Source organism: Kitasatospora sp. NPDC098652, assembly GCF_044760155.1.
GTDB lineage: Bacteria > Actinomycetota > Actinomycetes > Streptomycetales > Streptomycetaceae > Kitasatospora.
On the sequence record NZ_JBIWAQ010000007.1, the window covers coordinates 262139 to 278883 of the forward strand.

The following is a 16745-nucleotide window of genomic DNA, read 5'->3' on the forward strand; positions in this document are numbered from 1 at the left end:
GGGTGCACACATGTCACTCTGCCTGCCCACCTACGTGGTGATCGACGCGTCCTCGTCGATGAAGCCGCACGAGGCAGTGCTCAACGCGACCCTCTCGCGTCTGCACTACAACCTGGCGACCAATCCGCGCGTCTCGGAGTTCGCCCGGGTCAGCGTGGTCGCCTTCTCCACCGACGTGCACGTGGTGATCCCGATGTCGGACATGGAACAGGTGCCCAACATGCCCGAGGTGATCTGCGGCGGGCGCACGGACTACGGCAAGACCTTCGACCGGCTGCGGGAGTGCATCGAGCAGGATGTCAGCAGCCTGCGGGCGCAGCACTACAGCGTGTTGCGGCCGACGGTCTTCTTCCTGACCGACGGCGGTCCGACCGACGCGGGCTGGCGGCAGTCCTTCCGCGAGCTGGTGGACCGGAGCCGGCCGCGCTACCCGCACGTGATCGCCTACGGCTTCGGCGCCGCCGAGCGCGGGGTGCTGCAGGAGGTGGCGACCAAGGCGCTGTTCATCGCCGACGGTACGGACACCGAGTCGGCGCTGAGCGGGGCGATCTCCGGCCTGCTCAACACCCTGATCGCCTCGTCGCAGACCGGTCAGATGCAGATCGCCACCGACGTCAAGGGCTTCGAGTACGTCCAGGTCGCCCAGGAATACGTGGACTGAGCATGACCGCCGACCCCCGTACCCCGGCGCCCCGGGCGCTGCGCGCCTCCGTCGGGCTCTCCGTACTGGCCGCCGTGCTGCTCGCCTGCGGTGGCGCGGTCGAGGCGGCGGGCAATCTCCTCGGTCCTTCGGCGGCCGGGGGAGGCGGCGGCCCGCACCCGGCGACGCCGGCGCCGGCCCGGCCGAGCCCCGACGTCACCTCTTCCCCCGCTTCCCCGGCCTCCACAGCGGCGGCGTCGCCGAGTTGCCCGCCCTCGCTCTCGTCCTCGCTCTCACCCTCGCCCCCGTCCACCCTGCTGCCCGAGCCCGCGCCGACCGCCACCACCCCGTCGTCGGCTGCCACCCCGTCGCCCGCTGCCACGAGGAGCCGTTCCAGGCACGAGACCGCCAGGGCGACGGTCCCGGTGCCGGAGAGCTGAGTAGCTGCTCGGTCTTCGGGCTCGCCGAGGGGTCGAGCAGCACGGCCGGCGACGGCCGGAACGCACCGCGCGGCCCGGGGCGGGAGCTCGTTCCCGACCCGGGCCGCCGTCGTCCCCTGCCGGGTCCGGCACGGCCCGGCGCCGCTCGGTGTGTCCGCCTCGGTGTCAACGCGTGGTGTGGGCAGCGCCGTTGAGGTGAGGTCCGGCCGCGGCTCGAGGGTGCCCCGGGGTCCGGGACCGGTGGCCTGCTGTGGTAGGAGGGACGGGTGACTACCAGGGCTTTCGATGCGGTGCTGTGTGATGTGGACGGTGTGATCCGGTTCTTCGACGGGGCCGGGGTGGCCGCGCTGGAGCGGGCCGCCGGGGTGGAGGAGGGGAGCACGGCGGCGGTCGGGTTCGCGCCGGTGAACGACCTGCCCTTGCTGCTGGGGCGGATCGGCCGGGCGGAGTGGGTGGACTCGATCGCGCGCGGGCTGGCCGGCCGGGTGTCGGAGGAGGCGGCCCGGGGCCTGGCGGAGGCGTTCGCGCACTCGCCGTTCTGGGCGGACGAGGTCGTGGTGGAACTGCTGCGCCGGGTGCGGGAGCACTGCCGGGTGGTGCTGGTGACCAACGCGACGGTGTGGCTGGACGAGGACCTGGCGCGCCTGGGGCTGACGGACCTGGCGGACGAGGTGGTGAACAGCTCCCAGGTGGGCAGCGCGAAGCCGGACCGCCGGATCTACGAGATAGCCGCCGGGCGGGCCGGGGCGAGGCCGGAGCGGTGCCTGTTCGTCGACGACCGGCAGGAGAACGTGGACGCGGCGGTGGCGCTGGGGATGACCGGGCTGCTCTACCGGGGCCCGGAGGACCTGCGGCGGGCGCTGGCACCGCTCCTGGGGTGACGGGCGCGGGAGACCCCGGCCGGTCTGCTGGGCGAGTGGCTCGCCGGCGAGTGGCGCGCCGGCGGGTGGCGGGGTCGCAGGTGCCGGGCGAGGATCGGGGGGACCGTACGGACCCCTGAGGGCGGTGGGCGCGGATGGCGGAGCGGACGGGGGAGACGGGGGAGACCCGGGCGCAGCTGTCGGCGCGGTTGAACTGGCTGCGGGCCGCCGTGCTGGGTGCCAACGACGGCGTGGTCTCGACGGCCGGGATCGTGACCGGTGTGGCGGGCGCGGCCGGGTCCCGCGCCGCACTGCTCGCAGCCGGGGTGGCCGGGCTGCTGGCGGGGGCGATGTCGATGGCGGCCGGCGAGTACGTCTCCGTCAGCACCCAACGGGACACCGAGCGCGCCGCGTTGGCGAAGGAGCGGCGCGAGCTGGCCGAGGACCCGGAGGGGGAGCTCGACGAACTGACCGACTACTACCGGGACAGCGGGCTGACCGACGGGCTGGCCCGGGAGGTGGCCACGGCGCTGACCGAGCGGGACGCGCTGGCGGCCCACGCGCAGACCGAACTCGGCATCGACCCCGAGGCGTTGACCAACCCCTGGGAGGCGGCGCTGGCGAGTGCGGCCGCGTTCACGCTGGGTGCGCTGGTGCCGCTGCTGGCGGTGCTGCTGCCGCCGGAGTCCTGGCGGCTGGGGGTGACGGTGGCCGCGGTGGTGCTGGCGCTGACGGCCTCGGGCTGGGCGAGCGCCCGGCTCGGCGGGGCGGGGCCGGGGCGGGCGGTGGCGCGCAACGTGGCGGGCGGGCTGCTGGCGATGGCGGTGACGTACAGCGGCGGGGTGCTGCTGGACCGCCTCAGCAGCTGACCGCCTCACCAGCTGATGGGCTCCACGGGCCGACGACCGGGCCCCGGGCGGGGTCCGGCTCGACAGGCGGCCCGGCGCGCCCTGTGTTTTTGTGGCTGCAAACCGCTTGGAAGAGGTGAACCACCGTGACGATGCCCCCGTTCGGATCGAGCGACCCGTTCTCCGACCTGCTCAGCCGTTTCTTCGGGATGAGTCCGCTGGCCTCCCCGCCCGCCGTGCAGCGGGTGCCGATCGGGCGGCTGCTCAGCGAGTCCTCCCAGGAGCTGCTGGGGCTCGCCGCACAGCGTGCGGCCGAGGACGGCAGCAGCGACCTGGACACCGCGCACCTCGCCTGGGCGGCCACCCGGGTGGAGCCCTCCCGGCGGATGCTGGAGCGCGCGGGCATCGATCCGGACCAGCTCTCCGGGGACCTGGAGCACGCGCTGCCCTCCGGCAACCCGGAGGCGCTGGACGGGCAGCCCGCGCTGACCCCGTCGGCCAAACGCGCCCTGCTCGCGGCGCACGCCCGTTCGCAGGCGGCCGGCGCCTCGTACATCGGCCCGGAGCACATCCTCGGTGCGCTGCTGGAGCAGGAGCGGTCCGGTGCGGGGACGGCGCTGCGCAACGCGGCGCCCTCGCAGGAGGCGTTGAAGTCGGTGCTGGACGGGCGCGGCACGGGCGGCGAGCGCAGCAGCACGGGCGGGCACCCGAGCGACACCCCGACCCTCGACGAGTACGGGCAGGACCTCACCGAGGAGGCGCGCGGGGGCCGGCTGGACCCGGTGGTCGGGCGGGCCGAGGAGATCGAGCAGACCGTGGAGATCCTCTCCCGGCGGACCAAGAACAACCCAGTGCTGATCGGCGAGCCGGGCGTCGGCAAGACCGCGATCGTCGAGGGCCTGGCCCAGCGGATCGTCTCCGGGGACGTCCCGCAGAGCCTGCGGGACAAACGGGTGGTCACCCTGGACCTGACCGCGCTGGTGGCCGGTTCCAAGTACCGGGGCGAGTTCGAGGAGCGGTTGAAGAAGGTGATCGACGAGGTCACGGCGGCCGAGAAGAGCGTGATCCTGTTCCTGGACGAGCTGCACACCGTGGTCGGCGCGGGCGGTGGCGGCGAGGGGTCGATGGACGCCGGGAACATCCTCAAACCGGCCCTGGCGCGCGGGGAGTTGAGCGTGGTCGGCGCGACCACCCTGGACGAGTACCGCAAGCACGTGGAGAAGGACGCCGCGCTGGAGCGCCGCTTCCAGCCGGTGCTGGTGCCGGAGCCGAGCGTCGAGGAGACGATCGAGATCCTCCGGGGGCTGCGCGACGCGTACGAGGCGCACCACCAGGTGCGGTTCACCGACGAGGCGCTGGACGCGGCGGCGACCCTCTCCGACCGGTACGTCAGCGACCGCTTCCTGCCCGACAAGGCGATCGACCTGCTGGACCAGGCCGGCGCCCGGGTGCGGCTGCGCAGCCTGAGCGGCTCCACCGAGGCGACCTCGGTGCAGGACCGGATCACCAAGTTGAAGCGGGAGCTGGACGAGGCGGTCGCGGACGAGGAGTTCGTCCGGGCCGCCAACCTCAAGTCCGAGCTGCGGCGCACCGAGGACGAGCTGGCGGCGATCGCCGAGTCCCGCGAGGAGGTCGTCGACGTGACCGCCGACGACATCGCCCAGGTGCTCTCCTCCCGCACGGGTATCCCGGTCGCGGAGCTGAACGCGACCGAGAAGGAGCGGCTGCTCAAGCTGGAGGACCACCTGCACGAGAAGGTGATCGGCCAGGACGAGGCGGTCACCGCCGTCGCCCAGGCGGTGCGCCGCGGCCGCGCCGGGATGGGCGACCCGGACCGGCCGACCGGCTCCTTCCTCTTCCTCGGGCCGACCGGCGTCGGCAAGACCGAGCTGGCCAAGGCCCTGGCGGCGCTGCTGTTCGGCGACCCGGACCGGATGATCCGCTTCGACATGAGCGAGTTCCAGGAGAAGCACACCGTCTCCCGGCTGGTCGGCTCCCCGCCCGGGTACGTCGGCTACGAGGAGGCCGGGCAGCTGACCGAGGCGGTCCGCCGCAAGCCGTACAGCGTGCTGCTCTTCGACGAGGTGGAGAAGGCGCACCCGGACGTCTTCAACCTGCTGCTCCAGGTGCTGGACGACGGGCGGCTCACCGACTCCCAGGGGCGTACGGTCGACTTCCGCAACACCGTGGTGATCATGACCAGCAACATCGGCTCGCAGCGGATCCTGGACCACTCGGGCAACGTGGACGAGATCAGGGACGACCTGATGCGGGACCTGCGCCAGCAGTTCCGGCCGGAGTTCCTCAACCGGATCGACGAGGTGATCGTCTTCCACGCGCTCACCCGGAAGGACCTGCTGTCGGTGGTCGACCTGCTGCTGGAGCGCAGCCGGCGGCGGCTGCGGGCCCAGGACGTGCGGCTGGAGGTCACCGAGGCGGCCAAGGAGTACCTGGTCAACCGCGGTTACCAGCCGGAGTTCGGGGCCCGGCCGCTGCGCCGGACGATCCAGTCGGAGCTGGACAACCGGATCTCCAACCTGCTGCTGGACGGGACGGTGCGGGAGGGGGACACGCTGATCGCGGACGTCGAGGACGGGGAGCTGACGGTGACGCTGGCGCGGCCGGAGCCGTCGGCGACCTTCGCGGAGGCGGAGGAGAAGGCGCAGGCGGGGGCGGAGGCGGAGGCCGAGGGGTGAGGCGGAGCGGTGAGGCGGCGGGGTGAGGGCAGGCCGACCGGTTCGGGCGTACTCCAGCGGGAGTACGCCCGAACGCCACTGGTGGAGGACGCGCCGGGGCCGGGCGCGGGTCTAGCCTTCCGGGCATGATGCCGCCCACGTCCCCACCGCCGGAGCAGGGGCCGCCCTCCCCGCAGGGGCCGCCCTCCCCGGAGGCGCCGCCCGAGCCGTGGCGCCCGCCCTGGGCGCGCGGGGGCCGCTCGGGCCTGCCGGTGCGGCTGGCGGTGGCGGCCGCCGTGGTCCAGGTGGTCGGGTCGGGAGTCGCCGCCCGCCACCAGGCGGGCCGGGCCCCGCTGGACGCCGTCGGCTACCTGCTGTTGCTGCTCGGCCCGGCGCTGCTGGCGGTGTTCGGGCGCCGTCCGGTCGCCGCGGTGGCGGGGACGTCGGTGGTGACCGCCGGGTACCTGGCCGCCGGGTACCCGTACGGCCCGGTGTTCGTCAGCTGGGTGATCGCCTGCTGCTTCGCGATCGGCTGCGGACACCGCCGGGCGGCCTGGACGGCCGTCGCCGGGGTGTACCTGGTGCACGTCCTGGTGTCCTTCGTCCTGCCGGACGGCTGGCTGCGCGCCGCCAAGCCCCGATTCGTCTGGCAGGTGGAACTCGGGCTGCTGGCCTGGCTGCTGCTGATGCTGGCGGTCGCCGAGCTGATCCGCTTCCGGCGCGAGCGGACCGCCGCCCACCGGGCCTACCGGCAGCAGCTGGAGCAGCGCCGGGCCAACGAGGAACGGCTCAGGATGGCAAGGGAGTTGCACGACATCCTGGCGCACAGCCTGTCCCTGATCAACATCCAGGCGGGGGTCGCGCTGGCGCTGCTGGACCGGCGGCCGGCGGAGGCCCGCACGGCGCTGGTCACCATCAAGTCGACCAGCAAGGAGGCGCTCGGCGAGGTCCGCCAGGTGCTCGCCACGCTGCGCGGGCCCGACGCGGCGCCGCGCGGGCCGGCCCCCGGGCTGGGGCGGCTGGACGAACTCACCGAGCAGGCCGACCGGATGGGGCTGACGGTCGAGGTGCACGAGGACGGCGTCCGCCGCCCGCTGTCCGCCACCGTCGACCTGACCGCCTTCCGGATCGTCCAGGAGGCGCTGACCAACGTGATCCGGCACTCGGTGGCCCGGGAGGCGGTCGTGGTGCTGGACTGGCGGGACACCGCCGTCCTGGTGGTCCGGGTCGAGGACCCGGGGCCCGCGGTGGTCGCGGACGCCGGCGGGTCCGGCAGCGGGCTGGTCGGGATGCGGGAACGCGCCTCCGCGTTCGGTGGCACCATCACGGCGGGGCCGCTGCCCGGCGGCGGCTTCCGGGTCCGGGCGGAGCTGCCGACACCGAAGGCGGAGAGCGATTGATTCGGGTACTGCTGGCGGATGACCAACTGCTGGTCCGGGCGGGCTTCCGGGCCCTGCTGGACCTCCAGGACGACCTCACCGTGGTCGGCGAGGCGGACGACGGCGAGGCGGCGCTGCGGCTCGCCCGCGAGCTGGTGCCCGACGTCGTGCTGATGGACGTCCGGATGCCCCGGATGGACGGGCTGGAGGCCACCCGGAGGATCGCCGGGGACCCAGCGCTGTCCTCCGTACGGGTGGTCGTGCTGACCACCTTCGAGCTGGACGAGTACGTCTTCGAGGCACTGCGCTCGGGGGCGTCGGGCTTCCTGGTCAAGGACACCGAACCGGCCGACCTGCTGCGGGCGATCCGGGTCGCGGTGGCTGGGGACGCGCTGCTCTCGCCGGGCGTGACCAGGCGGCTGATCGGCGAGTTCGCGGCCCGCTCCAAGGGGCCGGAGACGGCTCCGGAGGGGCTCTCGGACGTCTCGGCGCTGACCGAGCGGGAGCGCGAGGTGCTGGCGCTGGTCGGGATGGGGCTGTCCAACGAGGAGATCGCCCGGCGGCTGGTGGTCAGCCCGCTGACGGCGAAGACGCACGTCAGCCGGGCGATGGTGAAGCTCGGGGCCCGGGACCGGGCGCAACTGGTGGTGCTGGCCTACGAGTCGGGGCTGGTACGGCCGGGCTGGCTGGGCTGAGGCCCCTCGGCCGGCGGGCCGGACTTCTGGCGCGTTTCGCGCGGCTACTTCCGGCCCGGCGTGGCGCGGGGCCTGGGTACTCTCCCGGGAGTACCCCAAGTGCCGCTGCTGGTAGGACGCGTGATGAGGCCCCTCGGCGGGACGCTCAAGGCACCTCGGGAAGCCCCGGGGCCGTGGAGCCGACCGCGAGGAGATGAACCGTGATGAACACGCAGCTGGCGGAGCAACTGGCGGACTGGCACGGGCCGGGCGCCTGGATCCTGCTGGTGCCCCTGGTCTGGATCGCCGTGGTGGTCCTGGTGATCGCGTTGCTGCGCCGGACGGTCTGGCGGCGGCGCGGCGCCTGCGGGTTCGGGGCCGGCGCCCCGGGCGGCGCGGAGCACCCGCTGGCCGTCCTGGGCCGCCGCTACGCCGAGGGCGACATCGACGCCGAGGAGTACCGCGCCAAGCGGGCGGTGCTCACCGAGCCGACGCGGGACGGCCCCCGGGGCGGTGGCGCCGCATGACCACCCTCAACGTCGTGCGCGGCACCGCCGCCCGGGCCGCCGACGCCGTGAAGGTCCACGGCGTCGGCGGGGGCCGGCCGCCGGGGTCCGGCGGATCAGCCCACCGTGACCTGCGGGAACACCTCCCGCAGCAGCGGGTCCGGCAGCCCGCGCTTGCGCCACTCGCGCGGGTAGCCGAGCGAGACCTCCTCGAACGGGACGCCGTCGTAGGAGGTCTTGCGCGGAATGTGCAGGTGCCCGTAGATCATTGCCGCGGTGTTGAAACGGCGGTGCCAGTCGGCGGTCAGCTCGGTGCCGCACCACTGGGCGAACTCGGGGTACCAGAGGACTTCGGTGGGGTGGCGGACCAGCGGGTAGTGGTTGACCAGGACCAGCGGGACGTCCGGGTCGCAGGCCGCGAGCCGCTGTTCCGTCAGCCGGACGCGCTCGCGGCACCAGGAGTCGCGGTCCGGGAACGGGTCCGGGTGGAGCATCCGCTCGTCCGCGCAGACGATGCCGCTCTCGTACGCGGCTGCCAGGGACTCCTCCTTGGTGGTCGTCCCCGGGGCGCGGAAGGTGTAGTCGTACAGGAGGAAGAGCGGGGCGATCCGCACCGGACCGGCGGGGCCGTGCCAGAGCGGGTACGGGTCCTCGGGGGTGACGACGCCGAGGGCGCGGCACAGTTCCACCAGGTGGTTGTAGCGGGCCACGCCGCGGAGCTGGACCGGGTCCTCGGGGTGGGTCCACAGCTCGTGGTTGCCGGGGGCCCACACCACACGGGCGAAGCGGTCGGCGAGCAGGCCGAGCGCCCACTCGATGCTGGTGGTGAGTTCGGCGACGTCACCGGCGACGAGCAGCCAGTCGTCGGGGTGGGTGGGCCGGAGCTTCTCCACCAGGTCGCGGTTCTCCTGGTAGGAGATGTGCAGGTCGCTCACCGCGAGCAGCCGCCCGCCCCCGCCCGCCCCGATGGGCCTCGGCTGTGCGTCGCTGCGGATCTCGGTACTCACTCCTGCCCCCTGTGGTCACCCGGCCGATGTGGCCACCCTACGTGGCGGGCGGGGGTCGTGGGCAGGGTTGACATGATCGGCTGTCCGGCCCGGGGCGTCCGGGAGTTGAAGCCGGTCAGGAGCCGAGGTCGATGAGCACGCCGTGGGAGGTGGCGGTGGTGACGGCGAGGATGGCCAGCGAGGCGATGCCGAGGGCCAGTCCGAGGAAGGCGCGGCCGCGGCGGCTGGTGCCGCGGACCAGGGCCAGGGTGGCGAGGGTGATGGCGAGCGGGCCCAGCACGAGGTTGAAGAGCAGCAGGCCCGGGAGGCCGAGCAGGAAGGAGGCGACGGCCAGGTTGTCGGCCTCGGCGGTGCCCTGACGCTCGTCGGCGGTGCGCTCGGTGGTGCGCTCGGTGGTGCGTTCGGAGCTGCTACGGCCGGTGGCGGCGCGGCTGGTGACGGCGTGGTCGGTGACGGCGTGGTCGGTGACGGCGTGGTCGGTGACGGCGTGGTCGGTGACGGTGCTCATGGCGGTGGCGGTCCTCTCGGCGGTCGACGGGAGCGGACGGTGCGGCGGACTCAGCGGTGCCGCAGGCGGGCGACGCCCTCGCGGGCGCCGAAGGCGAGCAGCCAGGCGGAGATGGCGGCGGAGGCGGCGAGGAACACCGGGAGGGGGAGGTGGGCGGCGGTGCCGATCAGGACTCCCATGGCGACCAGTGCGGAGAACAGGATCACGGCTGGCTCCTTCGGCTGGGGATGCGGCGACTGCTGCTGCGCCGATTTCGGTTGACAAGTGTTCACTGACTTCGAGGCCCACTGTACGCCCGGCTGGCCAAGTTCGGCAAACGACTGTTTACTGAATGGCGTGAATCACACCGTGGGGGCCAGACAGGCCCAGAAGCAGCAGAGTCGGCGGGCCTTGCTGGACGCGGGACTGCACCTGCTGGCCGATCAGAACCTGGCGAGCCTGGGCGTCCGCGAGGTCACCCGGGAGGCGGGGCTGTCCCCGGCCGCCTTCTACCGGCACTTCCCGGACCTCGCCGCCCTCGGCGTCGCCCTGGTCGAGGAGTCGCTGGCCAGCCTGCACGTCATGATCCGCGCGGTGCTCGCCGAGGCCGGCGGGGCCGAGGAGCTGATCGACCGGGCAGTGGACGTGATCCAGCGGCACGTCCGCGACCACCAGCCGCACGTGCGCTTCCTGTCGCGCGAGCGGCACGGCGGGGTCCGGCAGGTGCGCGAGGCGATCGACGCCGAACTGGGCCGCTTCGCCGCCGAGGTGGGCTCAGCCCTGGCGCTCCAGCCGGTCTCGGCGGGCTGGAGCGAGCAGGACCTGCGGATGCTGGCCGAGTTCTACGTCGACCACATGGTGTCGACGGCCTCCGCCTTCCTGGAGGCCCAGGAGGCGGACCCCGCCCGCGAGCAGCGGATCGCCGCCACGGCCCGCTCGCAGCTGCGCCTGATCAGCCTCGGCCGGCGGTACTGGCAGGGGAGTTGACCGCGGCGGGGTCCTGAGCGCCCGCCCGGGCACCGGCGGGCGCAGGGTGGGCGCCGGGCGGGCGGTTCCTGACCAGGGGTGTTCTCTTGGTCCGGTTTTGACTCTTGACAGTAAGTCATGTCCGCGACAGCTTTGGGGGACCCCCACACCGAGAGGTCTCTCATGAAGAAGCCGCTCATAGGCATGCTCGCCACGCTCCTGGTCGCGGGCGCCACCGCCCTCGGCGGTGCCGCCCCGGCGCAGGCCGCTGCTCAGGCGCAGGTCACCGCCCCGACGGAGGCCACCGCCCAGGCCGAGGGCTCCGCCCCGGCGGCCAAGGCGGCCGCGGTCAACTTCGCCGGGACGGTCGCGCTCAGCAACTGCTCCGGCTCCCTGGTGCGGATGCCCGGCTCGGCCGCGACCGACCCGGCCCTGGTGCTCTCCAACGGCCACTGCCTGGAGTCCGGCATGCCCGGCCCCGGCGAGGTCGTCCTCAACCAGCCCTCCAGCCGGACCTTCACCCTGCTCAGCTCGACCGGCGGCCGCCTCGCCACCCTGCGGGCGAGCAAGGTGGTCTACGGCGCCATGACCGACACCGATGTGTCGATCTACCAGCTGAACACCACCTACGCCTCGATCAAGTCGAAGTACGGGATCTCGCCGCTGACCATCGCCGACACCCACCCCACCCAGGGGTCGGACATCCGGGTCGTCTCCGGTTACTGGAAGAAGATCTACTCCTGCTCGATCGACGGCTTCGCCTACCAGTTGAACGAGGCCGACTGGACGTTCAAGGACTCGGTCCGCTACACCTCGGGCTGCAACGTGATCGGCGGCACCTCCGGTTCGCCGGTGGTCGACGCCTCGACCGGTCTGCTGGTCGCCGTGAACAACACGATCAACGAGAGCGGCGAGTCCTGCACCCTGGACAACCCGTGCGAGGTCGACGAGTCGGGCGCGGTCACGGTGCACCAGGGCATCGGCTACGCCCAGGAGACCTACGGCATCCCCGCCTGCTTCGCACCCGGCAACCGCCTCGACCTCACCCTGGCCGGCTGCACCCTGCCCCGCCCGTAGGCCCCGCCTGCAAGCCCCGCCCCTAAGCCCTACCCGGTAAGCCCTGGCCCGACCCGCAAGCCCCGGCCCGCCCGCACCGCACCCCCTCGGCGGGCGGGCCGGCCGGCGGGACCTCCGGGCCGTCGACGGAACCGCAGCAACCCCCTTGACCAGCACCTTTCCCCGATGGGCCACCCGCGACCAGGCGGGTGGCCCATTCGGCCGTCCACCGGGCGGCCGCCGCACCACCCGCACCGCAGAGTAGTGCCGACGAGGCACGTCATGTCCGTTGACCAGATGGAGAGTTGATGACCACCAGGCTCAAGAGGCTGCTGGTATCCGTCCTGCTGATACCGATGTTCGCGATCGGGGGCCTGGCCGTCCCGGCCTCGGCCGACACCGGCCGCGGGGCCGAGGCGTCCGGGGCCGCGCACGACCGGAGCCCCGCCGACGACCCGACCGCCGACATCAAGGACCGCCTGGCGGCGATCCCCGGCGTGACGATCACCGAGGAGAAGCCCACCACCACCGGCCACCGCTACTTCCTGGCCACCTACACCCAGCCGATCGACCACTTCCGCCCCTGGCTGGGCACCTTCCAGCAGCGTTTCAGCGTGCTGCACCGCGGCTACGACCGCCCGACCGTCTTCTACACCAACGGCTACACGCTGGGCACCACGCCGTCCCGCACCGAGCCGACCCGGCTGGTGGACGGCAACCAGGTCTCCATCGAGTACCGGTACTTCACCCCCTCCCGCCCCGAGCCGGCCGACTGGTCCAAGGCGGGCATCCGCCAGCAGGCCGCCGACTCGCACAAGCTGGTGACCGCGCTCAAGCGGATCTACGACCAGGAGTGGCTCTCGACCGGCGCCAGCAAGGGCGGCATGTCGTCGACCTACTATCGCCGCTTCTACCCGGACGACGTGGCCGGCACGATCGCGTACGTCGCGCCGAACAACACCGACGTCAACGACTACGCGGCCTACACCGAGTTCTTCCGCAACGTCGGCACCCCGGAGTGCCGCGCCAAGCTGAACGCCGCCCAGCGCGAGCTGCTGGTGCGCCGTGACCGCCTGGAGCCGCGCTACATCGCCGACAACAAGACGGCGGGTTCCACCTTCAACACCCTCGGCACCCCGGACCGCGCCTACGAGGCCGGCGTGCTCGACGTGGTCTGGGGGTTCTGGCAGTACAGCCTGGAGTCGGACTGCGCGAAGGTCCCGGTGGCCGCGACCGCGACCGACGACGAGCTGTACGCGTGGTACGACGCCCAGTCGGGCATCACCGGCAACAGCGACCAGTCGCTGGCGAAGTACACCGCGTACTACTACCAGGCCGCGACCGAACTGGGCGCGCCGTTCTTCGACGTCTCGTACTTGAAGGACCAGCTGCACTACGACTACAAGGAGCTCTACTCGGCCCGCTCCTACGTGCCGAAGGAGATCCCGACCGTCTTCAACCCGAAGGCGATGCCCGACATCGACCGCTGGGTGAAGCGCGAGGGCGAGCGGATGATGTTCGTCTACGGCGGCAACGACCCGTGGGGCGCCAAGCCGTTCCACCTCGGCCGGGGCAGTGACGACAGCTACGTCTACGTCGTGCCCGGCGGCAACCACGGCTCCAACATCGGCAAGCTGCCGGCCGACCAGTCGGCGGAGGCCACGGCCAAGGTGCTGGAGTGGGCCGGTCTGGGCGACCAGGCCGCCGCCCGCTCGCTCGCCAAGTCGCCGCAGCCGGGCGCGCCGTTCGGGCCGCTGGACGTCGAGGGCCAGCGCCTGGAGCAGGAGCGCCGCCCGCTGTAGCGCCGCGTAGCCAGGAAGCAGAACCAGGAGGCCGCCCCGCCCGGGGCGGCCTCCCGTCGTTCCCGCTCCCGCTCCCGTTCCTGCCGCTGCCGCTGCCGCCGTCTCCGTCTCCGCCCGCCCCCTCCCCGAAGCAGTGAATCGGTGCTTCAATACTTCCATGGCCTACCGACGCACCCCCGCCGTCCAAGCCCGTCTGGACGCCCAGCGCGAGGCAGTGCTGCAGTCGGCGGTGGGCCTGCTCGCCGAGCGCGGATACGGCGGCTGCACCATGGCCGCCGTGGCGGACCGCGCCGGGATCGCCACCGGCAGCCTCTACCAGCACTTCGCCAACAAGGCCGAGCTGTCGGTGCAGCTGTTCCGCCGGGTGGTCACCCGCGAGATGGCCGCGGTGAATGCTGCCGTCGCGCTCCGGGACACCCCGCGGCAGCGGATCGCCGCCGTGGTCGAGACCTTCGCCGCCCGCGCCCTGCGGGCCCCCCGGCTGGCCTACGCACTGCTGGTCGAGCCCGCCGACGCAGTGGTGGACGCCGAGCGGCTGGTGTTCCGGCGGGCGTTCCGGGACGTGATCGCCACCGAGATCGCCGCTGCCGTGGCGGCCGGTGAACTCCCCGAGCAGGACCCGGTGCTGACCGCCGCCGCCCTGGTCGGCGCGGTCGGCGAGGCCCTGGCCGGCCCGCTCGCAGCCGAGCCCTCCGGCCCCCGGCCGTCCGAGCCCCAGCCCTCCGAGCCCCGCCCTTCCGACCCCCAGCCTTCCGACCCCCAGCGGGCCACCACCGAGGTGGTCCCCGCCCTGGTCTCCTTCACCCTGCGTGCCCTGGGAGGACGCGATGACAGCGACGCATGAGGTCACCAACCAGGTGCCCCTGCCGTACGGACACGACACCGCCGCCGATCCGACCCTGCTCGCCGCCCTGCACCGGGCCGGCGCCGACTGGGCCGAGCCCGAACTGCGCGAACTCGGCCGCCTCGCGGGCTCCGAGCAGGCCGCCGACTGGGGCCGACTGGCCAACGAGAACCCGCCCGTGCTGCGCACCCACGACCGCTTCGGCCACCGGATCGACGAGGTCGAGTTCCACCCCTACTGGCACGAGCTGATGCGCACCGCCGTGTCCTACGGCCTGCACGCCGCGCCCTGGCGGGACGACCGGCCCGGCGCCCACTCCGCCCGCGCCGCCAAGTTCTTCGTCTGGGGCCAGGTCGAGGCCGGTCACACCTGCCCGATCTCGATGACCTACGCCGCCGTCCCGGCCCTGCGCCAGAACCCCGTCCTGGCCGCCGAGTTGGAGCCGCTGCTGGCCGCCACCGAGTACGACTACGGCCTGCGCGAGCCGCACACCAAGCGCGGGCTGATCGCCGGCATGTCGATGACGGAGAAGCAGGGCGGTTCGGACGTCCGCACCAACACCACCACCGCTGTCCCGCAGTCCGACGGCACCTACCGGCTCACCGGGCACAAGTGGTTCACCTCGGCGCCGATGTCCGACCTCTTCCTGACCCTCGCCCAGGCCCCCGGCGGGCTCAGCTGCTTCGTGCTGCCGCGCGTCCTCCCGGACGGCAGTCGCAACCGGCTGCACCTGATGCGGCTCAAGGACAAGCTGGGCAACAAGTCCAACGCCTCCGCCGAGCTGGAGTACGACGGCGCGGTCGGCTGGCTGGTCGGCGCGGAGGGCCGGGGCGTGCCGACCATCATCGAGATGGTCAACATGACCCGCCTGGACTGCACCGTCGGCGCCGCCTCCGGGATGCGCTACGGCGCCACCCGGGCGGTCCACCACGCCCTGCACCGGCGGGCGTTCGGCAAGGCGCTGGTCGACCAGCCGCTGATGCGCAACGTCCTGGCCGACCTGGTGGTGGAGTCCGAGGCGGCCACCGCCGTCGCGATGCGGCTGGCCCACGCGACGGACCTGACCCTCGCCGGGGACGGGAACGAGGCGCTGGTACGGCGGTTGGGTCTGGCGGTGGCGAAGTACTGGGTCTGCAAGCGCGGCCCGGCGCACGCCGCCGAGGCGCTGGAGTGCCTGGGCGGCAACGGCTACGTCGAGGAGTCCGGGATGCCCCGGCTCTACCGCGAGGCACCGCTGGTGTCGATCTGGGAGGGCTCCGGCAACGTCGCCGCCCTGGACGCCCTGCGCGCCATGGCCAAGCGTCCGGAGACGATCGAGGCCTTTCTGGGCGAGCTCGACGCGGCGGCCGGGGCGGACCGCCGGCTGGACACGGCCGTCGCCGGACTGCGCAAGCAGCTCAGCGACCTGACCGACCTGGAGTACCGCACCCGGCGGCTGGTCGAGTCGATGGCCCTGGCCCTCCAGGGCTCGCTGCTGGTCCGGTACGGCAGCCCGGCGGTGGCCGACGCCTTCTGCGCGAGCCGGCTCGGCGGCGACCACGGCGCCGCCTTCGGCACCCTGCCGTCCGGCGTCGACACCGCCGCGATCATCGACCGCGCCCGCCCGGTGCCCGCGTGAACGACCAGGAGGCCGCAGGCGTACGGGAGTTCTGGCAGGAACTGGGCCTGCCCGGGCTGATCGACGTGCACACCCACTTCATGCCGAAGAACGTCCTCGACAAGGTCTGGGCGTACTTCGACGCGGCCGGCCCGCTGGTGAACCGCCCCTGGCCGATCACCTACCGCGAGGCCGAGGAGCAGCGGGTCCAGCGGCTGCGGGACTTCGGCGTCCGGGCGTTCACGTCCATGCTGTACCCCCACAAGCCGGGCATGGCCGGCTGGCTGAACGCCTGGGCCGCCGAGTTCGCCGCCCGCACCCCGGAGTGCCTGCACACCGCGACCTTCTTCCCCGAGCCGGGGGCGGCCGGCTACGTGGCCCGCGCGATCGAGGACGGCGCCCGGGTGTTCAAGGCGCACCTCCAGGTCGGCGGTTACGACCCGACGGACGACCGGCTGGACGAGGTCTGGGGGCTGCTCGCCGACACCGGCACCCCGGTGGTCACCCACTGCGGATCCGGGCCGGTGCCGGGCAAGTTCACCGGCCCCGGCCCGATCGGCGCGGTGCTGGACCGGCACCCGGGCCTGGTCCTGGTGGTCGCCCACCTCGGCATGCCCGAGTACCGCGACTTCCTCGACCTGGCCGAGCGCCACCCGTCCGTCCGAGTGGACACCACCATCGCGTTCACCGACTTCGCCGAGGCCGACGCGCCCTTCCCGCGCGACGAACTGCCGCGCCTGCGCGGGCTCCGGGAGCGCGTTCTGCTCGGCAGCGATTTCCCCAACATCCCGTACCGGTACGTGCACCAGCTGGAGGCGCTGGCCGGGCTGGGGCTGGGGGAGGAGTGGCTGCGGGCGGTCTGCCACGACAACGCGGCCGCGCTGTTCGGTCTCACCTGAGCTCTGAGCCCGAGTCCCCACCCCGACCCGGGACCCCACCCCGACCCGAGGCCCCACCCGAGGCC

17 protein-coding genes are annotated in these 16745 nt (G+C 73.3%); 14 read left to right on the forward strand and 3 right to left on the reverse strand.

Annotation, left to right across the window (positions count from 1 at the left end):
* The first annotated feature begins 10 nt into the window (after positions 1-10).
* From ACIQWA_RS18545 to ACIQWA_RS18580, 8 genes are all read left to right on the forward strand, one after another.
* Positions 11-661 (forward strand): VWA domain-containing protein, encoded by a 651-nt coding sequence (locus ACIQWA_RS18545; RefSeq protein ID WP_402483731.1) that lies wholly within the window; start codon positions 11-13, stop codon positions 659-661.
* A gap of 2 nt (positions 662-663) precedes the next feature.
* Positions 664-1080, forward strand: coding sequence for a hypothetical protein (locus tag ACIQWA_RS18550; RefSeq protein ID WP_402483732.1), 417 nt, complete (start codon positions 664-666; stop codon positions 1078-1080).
* A 266-nt stretch (positions 1081-1346) separates the two neighbouring features.
* On the forward strand, positions 1347-1961 hold the full coding sequence (locus ACIQWA_RS18555; protein ID WP_402483734.1) for an HAD family hydrolase: 615 nt from the start codon (positions 1347-1349) through the stop codon (positions 1959-1961).
* A 134-nt stretch (positions 1962-2095) separates the two neighbouring features.
* A complete protein-coding gene (locus tag ACIQWA_RS18560) occupies positions 2096-2809 on the forward strand; it encodes a VIT family protein (RefSeq protein WP_360228409.1) in 714 nt (237 codons plus the stop codon).
* Positions 2810-2940: 131 nt separating this feature from the next.
* Entirely contained in the window at positions 2941-5484 is a 2544-nt protein-coding gene (locus tag ACIQWA_RS18565; RefSeq protein WP_402483863.1) for an ATP-dependent Clp protease ATP-binding subunit, read from the forward strand.
* A gap of 125 nt (positions 5485-5609) precedes the next feature.
* Positions 5610-6863: a sensor histidine kinase gene (locus tag ACIQWA_RS18570; RefSeq protein ID WP_402483736.1), complete on the forward strand. Its 1254-nt coding sequence runs from the start codon at positions 5610-5612 to the stop codon at positions 6861-6863.
* Positions 6860-7537, forward strand: a complete 678-nt coding sequence (locus tag ACIQWA_RS18575; protein WP_360228400.1) for a response regulator transcription factor — start codon at positions 6860-6862, stop codon at positions 7535-7537. The genes ACIQWA_RS18570 and ACIQWA_RS18575 overlap by 4 nt, the downstream gene beginning before the upstream one ends.
* A 203-nt stretch (positions 7538-7740) precedes the next feature.
* Positions 7741-8043, forward strand: coding sequence for an SHOCT domain-containing protein (locus tag ACIQWA_RS18580; RefSeq protein ID WP_402483739.1), 303 nt, complete (start codon positions 7741-7743; stop codon positions 8041-8043).
* Positions 8044-8138: 95 nt separating this feature from the next.
* Here the strand turns inward: ACIQWA_RS18580 and ACIQWA_RS18585 are convergent, their stop codons facing one another.
* The 3 genes from ACIQWA_RS18585 to ACIQWA_RS18595 all read right to left on the reverse strand — a co-directional run bounded on the left by ACIQWA_RS18585 (position 8139) and on the right by ACIQWA_RS18595 (position 9743).
* Positions 8139-9029, reverse strand: coding sequence for a metallophosphoesterase family protein (locus ACIQWA_RS18585; RefSeq protein WP_402483740.1), 891 nt, complete (start codon positions 9027-9029; stop codon positions 8139-8141).
* Between the two features lie 115 nt (positions 9030-9144).
* On the reverse strand, positions 9145-9537 hold the full coding sequence (locus tag ACIQWA_RS18590; RefSeq protein WP_402483742.1) for a hypothetical protein: 393 nt from the start codon (positions 9535-9537) through the stop codon (positions 9145-9147).
* Between the two features lie 50 nt (positions 9538-9587).
* Positions 9588-9743 carry a hypothetical protein gene (locus ACIQWA_RS18595; RefSeq protein ID WP_375887834.1) on the reverse strand — a complete coding sequence of 52 codons (156 nt, stop codon included), beginning with the start codon at positions 9741-9743 and terminating at the stop codon, positions 9588-9590.
* A 130-nt stretch (positions 9744-9873) separates the two neighbouring features.
* On the opposite strand from ACIQWA_RS18595, the gene ACIQWA_RS18600 reads away from it, so the two are divergent.
* From ACIQWA_RS18600 to ACIQWA_RS18625, 6 genes are all read left to right on the forward strand, one after another.
* Positions 9874-10503: a TetR family transcriptional regulator gene (locus ACIQWA_RS18600; RefSeq protein WP_402483743.1), complete on the forward strand. Its 630-nt coding sequence runs from the start codon at positions 9874-9876 to the stop codon at positions 10501-10503.
* A 162-nt stretch (positions 10504-10665) separates the two neighbouring features.
* Positions 10666-11559 (forward strand): trypsin-like peptidase domain-containing protein, encoded by an 894-nt coding sequence (locus ACIQWA_RS18605; protein ID WP_360228383.1) that lies wholly within the window; start codon positions 10666-10668, stop codon positions 11557-11559.
* A 287-nt stretch (positions 11560-11846) separates the two neighbouring features.
* A complete protein-coding gene (locus ACIQWA_RS18610) occupies positions 11847-13340 on the forward strand; it encodes a S28 family serine protease (RefSeq protein ID WP_402483745.1) in 1494 nt (497 codons plus the stop codon).
* 157 nt (positions 13341-13497) lie between these two features.
* Positions 13498-14184 (forward strand): TetR/AcrR family transcriptional regulator, encoded by a 687-nt coding sequence (locus tag ACIQWA_RS18615; protein WP_402483747.1) that lies wholly within the window; start codon positions 13498-13500, stop codon positions 14182-14184.
* Positions 14168-15802 (forward strand): acyl-CoA dehydrogenase family protein, encoded by a 1635-nt coding sequence (locus tag ACIQWA_RS18620; protein ID WP_402483749.1) that lies wholly within the window; start codon positions 14168-14170, stop codon positions 15800-15802. The genes ACIQWA_RS18615 and ACIQWA_RS18620 overlap by 17 nt, the downstream gene beginning before the upstream one ends.
* On the forward strand, positions 15799-16680 hold the full coding sequence (locus ACIQWA_RS18625) for an amidohydrolase family protein (protein WP_402483750.1): 882 nt from the start codon (positions 15799-15801) through the stop codon (positions 16678-16680). The genes ACIQWA_RS18620 and ACIQWA_RS18625 overlap by 4 nt, the downstream gene beginning before the upstream one ends.
* Positions 16681-16745 lie beyond the last annotated feature (65 nt).